Origin of the sequence: Cobetia sp. 10Alg 146, assembly GCF_029846385.1 — a bacterium.
Classification (GTDB): Bacteria; Pseudomonadota; Gammaproteobacteria; order Pseudomonadales; family Halomonadaceae; genus Cobetia; species Cobetia marina.
In genome coordinates this window covers 1-13342 of record NZ_JARWKT010000002.1, presented here as the reverse complement: position 1 = coordinate 13342, position 13342 = coordinate 1, and the positions used below count along the sequence as shown (strand labels likewise).

Below are 13342 nucleotides of genomic sequence, written 5' to 3'. Positions count from 1 at the left end.
TGGGCTTCCGGCAGAACCGGTGAGTCAATGGATGGGTGCCATTGTGCTTGAGCCTCACCGGGTTTGCCAATTGAGCGGCACTAATTGGGTGATTGCGACACTCAATCATTGCCGACGTGTATCACCCCATCAACAGCAGGTTGGCCCCGAAGCCGCCGACCATGAGCAGCACGAACAGGATCAGTGCCAGCAGGAAGGGCTTCATGCCCAGTGAGCGCAGGCGATCCATGCGTGTCTCGACCCCGAGTCCCGCCATCGCCATGGTCAGGGCGACGCTCCCCAGCACGGACAGGTTGGCGTGCAGGGCGGCAGGAATCTCGCCGGTGCTGTTGATCCCGGCCATGGCGATGAAACCGAGGGCGAACCAGGGAATGGTCATGCTGCCGCCGGCATCGCGGTCATCCCCTTCGCTGCGGCTGCGCATGGCCCACAGCTTGGGCAGCAGGAGCAGGAAGGGGACCAGCATCATCACGCGCATCAACTTGACGATCAGGGCATTGGCCAGGGCATCCGGGCCTACCGCCTCACCTGCCGCCACGACCTGAGCGACCTCGTGAATGGTCGAGCCGATGTAGATGCCGAACAGCCCCTCATGCATGCCGGTCAGCGGGTAGAGCAAGGGGTAGGCCAGCATGGCCAGCGAGCCGAACAGTACCACCGTGGCCACGGCCATGGCGGTGGCTGCCGGGCGTGCCTTGATCATGGATTCCGTCGCCAGCACGGCCGCGGCGCCGCAGATGGCAGAGCCGGCACTGGTCAGCAAGGCGGTATCGCGATCCAGACCCAGCCAGCGCGTGCCCAGGAAATAGCCGCAGCTCAACACGGCGGCGATGACGATGACATCCAGCACGACCACGCTCCACCCCAGGCCGAGAATCTGCTGCAAGGTGATCGACAGTCCGAACAGGATGATGCCGAGTCGCAGCAGCTTCTTGGTCGCGACATGCAGCCCTGGTGCCAGTGCCCGGGCATGGCGGCTGGTGACGGGCAGGTTGCCGACCACGATGCCGCACAGCAGCGCGAAGACCAGCGGACTGACGCCGGTCGCGGCGAGGGTCGGAATGGCGTGCAGCCCCAGCCCCGCCAGTGTCAGCCCGCCGCACAGCGCGAGTCCCGGCACCATTCGGCGCAGCCGTTCCGTGACAGGGGGGGCAGTCAGCGTCTGTGCGTCCATTGGCTTTCTCCTTGGTGGGCGTGTCGGGTCAGGTCTTGTCGTGTGAAGGTCTTGAGTGCATGTGAGGGCGTTGCATGCTTAGTGCTTCTGGTTTGATGAATAGTTTATGCAGGAATATTATTGGGCAGTTAGTCGATTATTCCTTTACCACTTACCGGAAAAACCGATATGCAGATCCATATCACCCTGCGCCAATTACAGGTCTTCGTCGCCGTGACTCGCCAGGGCTCGGTCAGTGGTGCCGCCCGAGAGATAGGACTTTCGCAATCGGCGGCGAGCCAGGCGCTTTCAGAGCTGGAGCGTCATCTTGACGTCGCGCTGTTCGAGCGGCTCGGGCGACGGTTGGCCCTCAATGCCAATGGCCGTCGTCTGCTGGCGCGTGCCGAACAGCTGCTGGAACAGACCCATGCACTGGAGCTGGAGGCCCGTGAGCCCGGGCTGGAGGAGGGGTTCCTGCGAGGCGAGCTGGAAATCGCCGCCAGCGCGACCATCGGGACCTGGCTGTTGCCCGGCCTGGCAGGGGCCTTCATGCGTGAAAACCCCGGGACCGAGCTCAACCTGCGCCTGCGCAATACCCATCAGGTGGTGGAGGCGGTGCTCAACTACGATGCCGAGCTGGGGCTCATCGAAGGGGATTGTCACGCGCCACGCCTGATGAGCCAGACCTGGCGTGAGGATGAACTGGTGGTGGTGGCGCCGCCGTCCCACCCGCTGGCGATACGCGCAACGGCACTCGATGACGAGGATCTGGCCAATGCCGACTGGATTCTGCGCGAGGGAGGGTCGGGCACGCGGGCGGTCTTCGAGCGTGCACTGCACGGGCGAATCGAGCGCCTCAAGGTGCGCATGGAGCTGGGGCAGCACGAGGCCATCAAGCAGGCTGTGTTTGCCGGTCTCGGGCTGGGCTGCCTTTCACGCCTGTCTGTGGATGCGGAGCTGTCCCGCGGGGAGCTGGTCGTGCTGGAGACGCCCCAGCTCAACCTCAAGCGGCATTTTTCCATGCTCTGGCATCCGGAGCGCTATCGAAGCCCCCTGTGGCAGGCGGTCAAGGTCTATCTGGAAGCCAGTCCGCGGTGAGCCGCGCGGCGGCTTGATAGTCTGCTAACATGAGCGTTTTCTGACACTCGGCCACGAGGTTGCCGCTTCGCACTGGCGCGTGCCATCGCGGGCGATGCGTGAGGGTCGGGAGCGTCTGAGGGTCTGTCTAGCGTCCATGGAGATGATGATGAGCACTGCGACAAGCACGACGGTCGAGCTTTTCTACAACGAGAGTGATGCCCGTGAAGCCGCACAGGGCAATGAGGCGGGTGAGCAGGATGCGACGCCGCTGGTGATTCTGCATGGCCTGTTCGGGAGCGCGGACAACTGGCGCTCGCATATCAAGTTCTGGTCGCAGTCGCGTCGCGTCATCGCGGTGGATCTGCGCAATCATGGTCGCAGCCCGCATGTGGCGGGCATGAGCTACCCGGAGCAGGCCGCTGACATGATCGCTCTGCTCGATCAGCTCGATATCCCCACCTGTGATCTCATGGGGCACTCCATGGGGGGCAAGGTGGCCATGCAGGTCGCACTGCAGGCACCTGAACGACTGCGCAGTCTCGTGGTGGCGGATATCGCGCCCATCGCCTACGGACACGGGCACGATGAGATATTCGCGGCCTTCGAGGCCGTGCGTGAGGCGCGTCCTGCCTCGCGCAAGGACGCTGACAACGTGATGGCACGCCATGTGGAAACGCCGGCTATCCGTCAGTTCCTCGCCACCAACCTGGTGCGCGATGAGGACGGCAGTATGGGCTGGCGAGTCGGGCTCGATCACATCGCGGCGGGTTACCCCCAGATCGTCGAGGCGCCTCAGGCACACGGCGAGGTGGAACTGCCGGCCCTGCTGCTGTGGGGCGAACGTTCCAATTACGTGCAAGCCGACGGGCTCCAGGCAATGCGTGAGCGCTTCCCGCGCCTGGAAGATGCCTCGCTGGATGCCGGCCACTGGCTGCATGCCGAGCGAGCAAGCGAGTTCCAGCAGGCCGTCGAGACGTTTCTTGAACGCGTCGCACGCGCTTGAGCGGCTCACGTCATACGCCTGCACCGTTGGCGGCGCCTCGCGTGCCTGACGAAGACGGCACGATACCGGTGACGCGTCACGAGCGTCTGGTGATCGCGCTGGTCACGCTGCTGCAGTTCGCCGTCATCATGGGTTTCACCATGGTGATGGCATTGGGGCCGGATTTCGCGCAGTCGCTGGGCATTCCGCTGGACCACCTGGGCTACATCGTCGGCAGCTACCCGCTGGCGGCGGCGGTGGGTACCTTGCTGTGGACGCGGCATGCGGATCGTTTCGATCGTCGCTGGGCCGTACTGGGTTTTCTGTTCGGTGCTGCGCTGTGTCATCTGATCGCGAGCTTCGCCACCGGATTCGAGACGCTGCTGGCCGCGCGCATGCTGGGCGGGCTGTTCGGTGGGCCGGCGGCGGCCACGGCACTGGCCATCGTGATCGATGTCGTGCCGGGAATCCGGCGTGGGCGCGCCATGGGGATGGTGATGGGGGCCTTCTCGGTGGCCTCGGTGCTGGGGCTGCCCTTCGCGCTGTGGTTGTCCGAAGGCTTTGGCTGGCAGGCGCCGTTCCGGGCCGTTGCGCTGCTGGCGTTGCTGGTCTGCGGGTTGCTGGCCTGGGTGCTGCCGCCGATCCGGGGGCATCTGGACAATCCTCGCAGTCGCGCCGGTACCTCCATCGCCACCATTCTCGCGCAGCCGAATCACCGGCTCGGGCTGGCGCTGATCGCCACCGCGATGTTCAGCAACTTCCTGGTGATTCCCAATCTCTCCAGCTATCTGCTGTTCAATCTCGATCTGCCTCGCGAGGATCTCGGCGGGCTCTACATGATCGGAGGCGGACTGTCGCTGGTGGGCATGCAGCTGACCGGGCGGCTGTGTGATCGCTTCGGCAGTGTCTGGCCCGGCACCATTACCTGTCTGCTGACGGCGCTGGTGGGCTGGGCCTTCCTGCTTCATTCGCCGGGGCCGTCGCTGGTGTGGGTGGGGTTTGGTGCCTACATGCTGTTCTCCTCGGCGCGGCGGGTGGCACAGAACACGCTCAACAGCTTCATTCCTGCCGAGCACGAGCGGGCCGCCTTCACCAGCACCCAGAGCGCCGTTCAGCACCTGAGTTCTGCCGCGGGCAGTTATCTCGGGGCGGCGCTGCTGGTCAGCTCGCCGGGTGGCGCCCTTGAGGGCATGCCACTGCTCGTGGCGGTGCTGGTGGTCGCGCTGGTGATCCAGCCTGTGCTGATGGCGTGGTTGGCGCGGCGTCTGGCCAGGCGGGCGTCAGCCGGCAGTCCGGTGGATGGCAGGCGCTGACAGGAAGGTCTCGGGAGGCAAGGGGCGGGGGCATCCTCGCGTCATCTGGCGGAAAGCAAACGACGCCCTGTCGGGAAACCGGCAGGGCGTCGTCGTGTCTGTCATCGGCCGTCTATTCAGGGCGCGTTGACGTCGATGGCCAGGTGGTCGAGTGACTGGCGCTGCTTGATCATGCCGCGCTCGTACAGGAAGTTCTCGAAGTCACGGTAGCGGCCGGCATCCAGTGCGGCCGGACGCAGGGCGAAGCGCGGCAAGGTGGCATACCAGGCTTTCTTGTTGAGCGCGGTATCGAGTGCCGGGTCGGACTCGCGGAACAGCTTCCAGCCCTTGTCAGGGTGGTTGATCATCCAGGCGGTGGCTTCACCGACGGCGGACAGGAAGGCGGCGTACTGCTCGTGCTTGCGAGAATAGCTGTCGCTGTTGGCGACGAAGATCAGTTCGTCATAGGTCGGTACGCCTTCTTCCTCGATGTAGAAGGCGCGGCCCTTGACGCCTTCCTGTGCCATCTGGGCGAGTTCGAAGTTGCGGAATGCCCCGGTGACGGCATCGACCTTGCGGGTCAGCAGTGACGGCGTCAGCGAGAAGTTGACGTTGGTCAGGGTGATGTCATCCAGTGTCAGGCCGCTGTTCTGGAGCATGGTGGACAGCAGGACTTCCTCCACGCCACCGACGGAATAGCCGACACGCTTGCCCTTGAGGTCGGCCATCGACTGGATGTCACTGTCCGCGCGCACGACCACCACGTTGAGCGGGGTGGCCACCAGCGTGCCGATGCGCACCAGCGGCAGCCCTTGATCCACCTGCAGGTGCAGCTGGGGCTGATAGCTGATGGCGATGTCGACGCGCTCCGCCGCGGCAAGCTTGGGGGGGACGCTGGGGTCTGCCGGGGCGATCAGCTCGACGTCCAGACCATGTTGCTTGAACAGGCCCAGTTCCTGAGCCAGCACCAGCGGCCCGTGGCCGGGATTGGTGTACCAGTCGAGCATGACCTTGAGGTGCGTGAGGGGCTTGGCATCGGTGGCGGCCGCTTGCGGGTCCTGCGCATCGCCAGCGGCGGGGCGGGTCTGTTGCTCGGTCTCGGCAGCCTGTTTGGCAGAAGCGTCTGGCTCGAGGGTGGCACCGTCCTGCCCGGTCTTGGTGACCGCTGCCGCTGCACTATCGCTGGCGGTCGGGGCCTGGGGCTCGGCGCTGGCGCCAGTCTCGGCTGACAGGGCGAAGGTGCTCAAGCTGAGGGTTGTCAGCAGCGTCGCGAAGAGGCAGGACAGCTTGCTGGAACGGCGGATCGCCGATGGCGAGAATGGCATGGCGGTATTCCTTGTGGTGTCGAGAATGTGAGGCCGTCAAGACATCGCCTGACAGCCGGAAGCGCTCAGTTCAAACGGGTCAGGCGATCCCGATGCCAGGGCATCAGGCGACGCAGCAGGGCATCCAGCGTGAAATACAGCAGCAGCGAAAAGGCGACCAGCACCAGCAGGGCGGCGAACATCAGGTCGATTTCCATGCGGGCATTGGCATTGAGCATCAGATAGCCGAGGCCCTGGCTTGCGCCGGCCCACTCACCGATGACGGCCCCGATGGGGGCGGCTGTCGCTGCCATGCGCACGCCGGAGGCCAATGCCGGCAGCGCGGCGGGCAGTTGGACATGCAGCAGCAGTCGCCACGGGCTGGCACCCAGGGTGTGGGCGAGATCCAGCCAGCCCTGAGGGGTCTGGCGCAGGCCGTCGTAGCCGGTGGAGGCCACGGGGAAATAGATGATCAGCGTGGCCATCACGACCTTGGAGAGCATGTCATAGCCCAGCCACAGCACCAGCAGTGGAGCGATCGCGAACAGCGGGATCACCTGGCTGATCAGCAGCAATGGCAGCAGGGTGCGCCGCAGACGAGGGATGAACGCCAGTGCCAGCGCGGTGCTCAGTCCGAGAAGGACCCCCAGTACCAGCCCGCCAAGAATCTCGGCGAAGGTGATGCCGGCGTGGTGTGCCAGCATCGGGGCCTGACGGACCAGCACCTCCGCGACTGCCAGTGGCGCTGGCAGGATGTAGGGCGGTACGGCCGTGGTGATGATCACCAGTTGCCAGAGTCCCAGCAGGACGGCGGCGCTGATGGCGAGATGACGCAGGGCATGCAGGCGTTTCATGGCGTCTCCTCGCCGTCGCGCAGGCGTGTGATCAATTCGGACTGGGCCTGCTGCAGGGCGGGCAGGTCCAGCGGCACCGGGCGAGGCGGCGAGAGCCCGGGCAGGCAGTCGAGCACTGCCCCCTGCTGGCTGTCGCGGCCCGGGCGCAGTACCAGCAGTTGGTCGGCCAGGCGCAGCGCCTCGAGCGGGTCATGCGTGACCATCAGCACGGTGCGTCCGTCCAGCAGCCGGCTGGCGAGATCATGCAGTTCGAGTCGCGTGATGGCGTCCACTGCGGAGAAGGGCTCATCCATCATCACCACCGGAGCCTGCTGGTAGAGCGTTCGCGCCAATGCGACGCGTTGGCGTTGCCCGCCGGAGAGGGCGTCTGGCCAGGCCTGCTCGCGCCCCTCCAGACCCACCGCTGCCAGCAGTTCGCGGGCCCGCTCGGTATCGCGAGGGCGACGATGGAGGTCATCTCCCAGACACAGGTTGTCCAGCACCCGGCGCCAGGGCAGCAGCAGGTCCTGCTGCGCCATCCAGGCGACGCGACCCGCCAGTGGCTTGCCATCATCGGTGGTGAGTTCCAGCGTATGATGGTCGGGCATCTCGAGGCCGGCCAGCAGGCGCAGCAGTGAGCTCTTGCCACAGCCCGAGCGGCCCAGCAGGGCCGTCCAGCTTCCGGCATCCAGACGCGCCGACAGATCACGAAACAGCGTATGGCTGGCGTAATCGATGCGAGCGTTGTTGAGGGAGAGTCCCAGCGACACAGTGTCATCCGTGGTCAGGCGGCATGCCGAGGGGAGGAAGCACGCAGGGCGCCTGACGCTTGGGCAGGTGACCGGAATTCCCTCCGCCGGTATCAACCGGATCAGGTTCCAGGGGTTGCCATGCGACGTGACGCATCGGCTCTCAGCCCACTTTCGGGCACCCCCATCCAGGCCGACAGTGTACCGTCACCTGCCCGCCGGTTGCATCCCTGCCATCGTCGGGGTGGCTGTCGTGTGGCTATGCTGCATGGCCCGGTGTTGGGTATGCTATCGAGGTATCGCAGCCTCAAGGAGATCAACATGCCTGATACCCCGGATCTCTCGACCTGCTCCAGCGGTTATCCCGTGCCACCGCGGCGACCCGTGATGCCAGACGCGACATCCGTGCCCAATGGCTGGCCGGAGGATGCGCTGACTCGCCGTCTTTCCACCTATCTGGGGCATGCGCTGGAGCCGCTGGCACTTGCCTGGCCGGATAGTGCCAACTGGTTGTGGCGACAGCGTGGCGGCACCCCCGGCCTGATCAAGCTGGCGCGGACCGGCCCGGATCACGACCCCTTCTGGCGAGCGATGCGCGGTGTCTTCGGCGCCGATCGCTGGGCGCAACCTGAGGCCCTGACACGGCTGGCGGGCGCGTTGCCGGCGCGTTTGCCCATCCCTCCGCTGCCGCTGACCTATCTGGGGCGTCTCGATGGCGCGCCCGTCTGGCATCTGCCGTGGTCCAGCGGTCAGCCCAGTGATCTCAGTGACACCTTCTGTGAGTTGCTGGGAGATCAGGTCGGGCGGCTGCATCAGGACACCGTGTCCGGCTTTGGTCAGCCCCTTGCCCAGCCCATGCCGTTGCTGCATTGGAATGCCCGCGTGACGCGTTTTCTCGCGCGCCATCCCCTGTCCCACGAGCTGGGGGACCTGCCATCACGCACCTTCTCGCATCCCGCTCGCGCCGTCTGGAGTCTGCCGGACCTGCGCGCGGACCAATATCTGTGCGCCGCCACCGGCTGGGTATGGAGCGACTGGGAGGCACTGGTGTGGGCCCCGATCGAGTTCGACTGGGCACTGATCGAGTTGTTGCTGGAGACGCCGAGTCAGCGTGAGGCCTTCCTCGCCGGTTATTCGCGTCATGGGCGCATGGTCGATATCGGCGGTCAGCGTGAGCTGTGCCGAGCCCTGTTGTGGGCGATGGAAGCCTTCGGTCCGACCCGCTACGCCGAGCTGGCGGCAGCCCCGGCTTGGGTGTCGCCGAGAAGCCTGACATGTTGATCGCAAGTCCATGAATATTTGAGAAATTTCTCTGCAGCCTCGTCGCTGACATGGAATACTGTCTCTGGGCCGTCGCAGACGTGATTCGAGACTTGGTGCCGGGAATGGCGGGGGAGCACACGTGGTAGAGAATCTGAACTATTACTTCTTGCTGGCGGGCATGCTCATCGCCTTGAGCGTGCTGGCAAGTCGGGTCTCGGCTCGTCTCGGCATGCCCCTGCTGTTGCTGTTCCTGGGACTCGGCATGCTGGCGGGGGAGGATGGCGTGCTCGGCATCCAGTTCGATGATGCCTCTACCGCGTACCTGATCGGCAACCTGGCGTTGGCACTCATTCTGCTCGATGGGGGGCTGCGCACCCGCCTCTCGACCTTCCGTGCGGGTCTCAAGCCGGCATTGGTGCTGGCGACCGTCGGGGTCTTCATGACCAGCGGGCTGGTGGGGCTGCTGGCCATGTGGCTGTTTGACCTGACCTTGATCGAAGGCCTGCTGGTCGGGGCCATCGTAGGCTCCACCGATGCCGCCGCCGTGTTCTCGCTGCTGGGCGGGCAGGGGGTGCACCTCAACGAGCGGGTCGGGGCGACGCTGGAGATCGAGTCCGGTACCAACGACCCGATGGCCATCTTCCTCACCATCACCCTGGCCGAGATACTGACCGGACAGCTGACGGGGGTCGCCGCCGGACTCATGAGCTTCGCGCTGCAGTTCGGGGTCGGCGCGGGCATGGGGATCGCCGGTGGCTGGTTGATCGCCCGTCTGATGCGCTATCTGGATCTGGCGCCCGGCCTCTATTCCCTGCTGGCGCTGGCGCTGGGCCTGAGCCTGTTCGCGACGACCAATGAGCTCGGTGGCAGTGGCTTCCTGGCCATCTATCTGTGTGGCCTGATGATCGGCAATCATCCGGGGCGCCACCTCGAACACATCCTGCCGGTGCATGATGGACTGGCCCACCTGTCCCAGATCGTGCTGTTCCTGATGCTGGGTCTGCTGGTCTCACCCTCCACGATGCTGCAGTTCGCGCTGCCGGCCGCCATTCTGAGCGTGGCGCTGATCCTGTTCGTGCGCCCCCTGGCCGTGATCCTGTGTCTCAAGCCTTTCTTCCGCTTCCGCTGGCGAGAACTGTGGTTCATCAGCTGGGTCGGGTTGAGGGGAGCGGTGCCGATCGTGCTGGCGATCTTCCCGGTGATCACCGGGGTCGAGAATGCCGGCGTCTACTTCAATGTCGCCTTCTTCGTGGTGATCATCTCGCTGCTGGTGCAGGGCTCGTCGCTGGCTCCCATGGCGCGCAAGCTCAGGGTGGTGGTGCCGCCGGGTGCACAGCCCAGCCGCCGCAATCTGCTGGGCATCATGCCCGTCAACGATTACGAGATGCTGGTCTACCGGGTCGACAACACGGCGCTGGAAGGCGTGGCATTGCGCATGCTGCGCTTCCCCTCCGGGGCCAAGGTCGGGGCGCTGTTCCGCAACAAGGTGCTGATCCATCCCAAGGGCAGCACCTGTCTGCATCAGAAGGACGTGCTGTGCGTCGTCGGGCGCTCCTGCGATGTGCCAAGCCTCAATCGCATGTTCAATGGCGAGAGTCTGCAGCATGAACAGCGCGCCTTCTTCGGCACCTTCACCCTGGAAGGGGATGCCAACATGCAGGATATCGCCGATGTCTACGGACTGACGCTCTCTCAGGGCGAGCAGCACCTGACCATTGCCGAGTTCATCACCCGCAGAGTCGGCGGGGTGCCGGTGGTCGGGGATGATGTCGACTGGCATGGCATTCACTGGGTGGTGAATGAGGTCGAGGGCAATCGCATCACCAAGGTGGGGCTGCGCCTGCATTGACGCGGTTCTTTGCGTCGTGACCCGGTTCTGCCTGTCGTGACGCCAGGCTGGCTCGGCGCTTGGTGGCGGGTTTATGCATTGCGTGTAATGTGCTGATCTCCTTTCGACTGAGGGATGACGTACCCTTGGCTCGTCAGGCCTTTACCCGCCTGGTCTGGCTGGCCACGAATGGTGGTCAGCAGCCAAGGAGATAGTCTCATGGGCAGTCCACATCCACACCTTGCGCGCTGGCTGTTGCGATTCGAGGATTTCCCACCAGGCCTCACCGAGGACGAGAAGACCTTCCACGCCACCTTCAATGTGGTGTATGTGCTCGCGATAGCGAGTCACCTGCTGTATGCCGGTCTGATGCTCTGGCTGGGAGAGATGGGCATTCTGGCGCTGGATCTGGGCATGCTGGTGGTGGACCTTGTCTGTCTGCAGCTGCATCGCGCGCGCCGAGAGGTGCTGGCCGCCAACCTGCTGGCATTGGGTACCTGTGCCCAGATAAGTCTGTCTCTGGGCTATTTCGGTCCAGCCCCCGGTTTCGATTATTTCTATTTCGGTGCGCTGCTGTGCATCTACTGCATTCGTATGCCCTTCACGCGACGTCTGCTGCTGTGTCTCATCTGCCTGAGCATGCCGCTGCTGGCCTATGTCGTGCTGATGTTCCAGGGGGTGGCCAATCCGCTGCCGCCCGGGTGGGCATTCGCGTTCCGACTGATCAATCTCTGCGTTCTGACCGTGTTCTTCACCCTCGTGCTGGTACAGATGGGGTGGTCGGCGGATCGCTTGCGCCAGCGTTTCGAGTCACGCGAGCGGTTCGATGAGTTGACCGGGGCGCTGAGTCGCGCGGAACTGATCGACAAGGGGCGTGAGATGTTGATGGGGACACAGCCCATCAGCGTGATGATGGTGGATGTCGACCACCTGGGGCTGATCAACGAGACCTGGGGACGCGCGGCGGGCGACCAGGTGCTCAAGGAGCTGGTGAAGCGCATGCGCAGTATCCTGCGCGGAGAGGATCTGATCGGTCGCTATGGCGGGGAGGAGTTCGTGCTGCTGAGTCCGCGGCTGCATGGTGAGCGCGCCGACCAGGTGGCGGAGCGTCTGTGCAAGGGGGCCTCGGCATTGCCCTTCGTCATCAATGACGGCATCAACAGTCTCGATGTCAGTCTCTCGATCGGCGTCGCCCAACGCCAGTCCGGGGACAAGGATCTGGAAAGCCTGATCGCCAAGGCGGACGTCAACCTGTTCCGCGCCAAGCGCGAAGGCTGCAATCGTTTCGTCAGCGACAACCAGCTGGGGCCGGTATCGCGCAGCAGCGAATCTCACGGCAGCAGGTCGTGAGGCGGTGATCAGCAGTGAGAGCGACAGTGGAGGAGGTTCCACTGTCGCGGTGTCGCGTACGGTGCGCGAATGGCTCAGCGCTTGCCGGCAGGTCGGCGGCGAGCGCGGGCCGGCTTGCGTGGCAGCGGGTCCATCGTCGAGGCGGGCACGGCGAGTCCGGGCTCGAACCCTTCGATCACCACACGCTCGATGAAGTTGCCCAGATGCTGCTCGATGGCGCACAGGTTGCGGAAATCATCACGCGATACCAGTGAGATGGCTTCACCGCTTGCCCCGGCGCGTCCGGTGCGTCCGATACGGTGCACATAGTTCTCTGCCTCATCCGGCAGGTCATAGTTGACCACCCGCTGCAGGTCATCGATGTCGATGCCGCGCGCCGCGACGCCCGTCGCCACCAGAAATGGCACCTTGCCTGCCTTGAAGTCTGCCAGCAGCTGCTCGCGGATCGCCTGGCTGCGTCCGCTGTGGAAGGATTCGGCGGCTATGCCGCGCTTCTCCAGCTGGCTGACCAGCTTGGCCGCACCGCGCTTGGTCTCGATGAAGATCAGCGCCTGCTGCCACTCGCCACTCTGGATCAGGTGGCTGAGCAACGCGGATTTGAATTCCTTGTCGACCGTGATCAGGCTCTGGGTGATCTCGGGAGCGCTGGTGTTTTCCGGCGCGATGGAAATCTCCACGGCGTCCGTCACCGCCGTTCTGGCCAGCATGCGTACCTGGGTCGACAGAGTGGCGGAGAACAGCAGATTCTGACGTTGGCTGGGCAGTTTCTCGACGATCTTGTTGATGTCGGCGATGAAGCCCATGTCGAGCATGCGGTCAGCTTCATCGATGACGAGGGTGCGTGTCTCGTCGAGATGGATCGCGCGTCGGGTCAACATGTCGAGAAGACGCCCTGGCGTCGCGACCAGAATGTCCACGCCTTCGATCAGACGCTGTTGCTGCGGGGCGATGTCCACGCCGCCATACATCGCCATGGAGCTGAGCGTGAGATGTGCGGCATATTGGCGGATGTTGTCTTCCACCTGGATGGCCAGCTCACGCGTCGGCGTCAGGATGACGGCATGCACTCGCTTGGCGCGAACCTCGGGGGCGTCTATCAGTTGTTGCAGCAGGGGCAGCACGAAGCTTGCCGTCTTGCCGGTGCCGGTCTGCGCGGCGGCGATCAGGTTGTCGCCGGCCAGCACGATGGGAATCGCCTGCGCCTGAATCGGGGTCGGGGTCTGATAACCCTGCTCGGTAACGGCCTTGACGATGGGGTCGCTCAATCCAAGGGCGGAAAATGGCATGGTGTCTCGATTTTTCAAGGGAGGAGGGATTGTACGACCACGGGGTGTCGCAAGGCGTTGAGTGATCCATTGTACCTCCCCGGGAGGATGCCATGAGGAATGGCCACTGCAGGCAGGTGTGCAATGAAAAAGCCCCGTCTACCTGAAGTAGACGGGGCTTTCGGAATTCAAGGTGGTGGAGGGACAGGGATTCGAACCCTGGGTAGGCTATTAACCTACGCC

The 13342-nt window shown here is 64.5% G+C and carries 11 protein-coding genes and 1 riboswitch; of the genes, 6 read left to right on the top strand and 5 right to left on the bottom strand.

Annotated features, from left to right (window positions below; genetic code table 11):
• Positions 1-121 precede the first annotated feature (121 nt).
• Positions 122-1174, bottom strand: a complete 1053-nt coding sequence (locus QD172_RS03035; protein ID WP_240499556.1) for a YeiH family protein — start codon at positions 1172-1174, stop codon at positions 122-124.
• A gap of 168 nt (positions 1175-1342) precedes the next feature.
• On the opposite strand from QD172_RS03035, the gene QD172_RS03030 reads away from it, so the two are divergent.
• The 3 genes from QD172_RS03030 (at position 1343) to QD172_RS03020 (ending at position 4528) form a co-directional block, all read left to right on the top strand.
• Positions 1343-2251: a LysR substrate-binding domain-containing protein gene (locus QD172_RS03030; protein WP_077372772.1), complete on the top strand. Its 909-nt coding sequence runs from the start codon at positions 1343-1345 to the stop codon at positions 2249-2251.
• A 148-nt stretch (positions 2252-2399) separates the two neighbouring features.
• Entirely contained in the window at positions 2400-3236 is an 837-nt protein-coding gene (locus QD172_RS03025) for an alpha/beta fold hydrolase (RefSeq protein WP_279854911.1), read from the top strand.
• A 41-nt stretch (positions 3237-3277) separates the two neighbouring features.
• Positions 3278-4528 (top strand): MFS transporter, encoded by a 1251-nt coding sequence (locus tag QD172_RS03020; RefSeq protein ID WP_157109485.1) that lies wholly within the window; start codon positions 3278-3280, stop codon positions 4526-4528.
• A 116-nt stretch (positions 4529-4644) separates the two neighbouring features.
• On the opposite strand, the gene QD172_RS03015 is transcribed toward QD172_RS03020, so the two are convergent.
• The 3 genes from QD172_RS03015 to QD172_RS03005 form a co-directional block, all read right to left on the bottom strand.
• The gene (locus QD172_RS03015) at positions 4645-5832 is read right to left on the bottom strand and encodes an ABC transporter substrate-binding protein (RefSeq protein WP_279854909.1); all 1188 of its coding nucleotides are present in this window, start codon (positions 5830-5832) and stop codon (positions 4645-4647) included.
• Between the two features lie 65 nt (positions 5833-5897).
• On the bottom strand, positions 5898-6665 hold the full coding sequence (locus tag QD172_RS03010; RefSeq protein ID WP_077372781.1) for an ABC transporter permease: 768 nt from the start codon (positions 6663-6665) through the stop codon (positions 5898-5900).
• The gene (locus QD172_RS03005; protein ID WP_077372784.1) at positions 6662-7414 is read right to left on the bottom strand and encodes an ABC transporter ATP-binding protein; all 753 of its coding nucleotides are present in this window, start codon (positions 7412-7414) and stop codon (positions 6662-6664) included. The genes QD172_RS03010 and QD172_RS03005 overlap by 4 nt, the downstream gene beginning before the upstream one ends.
• Positions 7415-7475: 61 nt before the next feature.
• A riboswitch (TPP riboswitch) is annotated at positions 7476-7589 on the bottom strand.
• Positions 7590-7714: 125 nt separating this feature from the next.
• On the opposite strand from QD172_RS03005, the gene QD172_RS03000 reads away from it, so the two are divergent.
• From QD172_RS03000 to QD172_RS02990, 3 genes are all read left to right on the top strand, one after another.
• Positions 7715-8674 (top strand): hypothetical protein, encoded by a 960-nt coding sequence (locus QD172_RS03000; RefSeq protein WP_176502673.1) that lies wholly within the window; start codon positions 7715-7717, stop codon positions 8672-8674.
• Positions 8675-8795: 121 nt separating this feature from the next.
• Positions 8796-10505, top strand: a complete 1710-nt coding sequence (locus QD172_RS02995) for a potassium/proton antiporter (protein ID WP_271302007.1) — start codon at positions 8796-8798, stop codon at positions 10503-10505.
• A gap of 198 nt (positions 10506-10703) precedes the next feature.
• Entirely contained in the window at positions 10704-11834 is a 1131-nt protein-coding gene (locus tag QD172_RS02990; protein ID WP_167593029.1) for a GGDEF domain-containing protein, read from the top strand.
• Between the two features lie 74 nt (positions 11835-11908).
• Here QD172_RS02990 and QD172_RS02985 read toward each other — a convergent pair whose 3' ends face one another.
• On the bottom strand, positions 11909-13120 hold the full coding sequence (locus tag QD172_RS02985; protein ID WP_279854899.1) for a DEAD/DEAH box helicase: 1212 nt from the start codon (positions 13118-13120) through the stop codon (positions 11909-11911).
• Between the last annotated feature and the right edge of the window lie 222 nt (positions 13121-13342).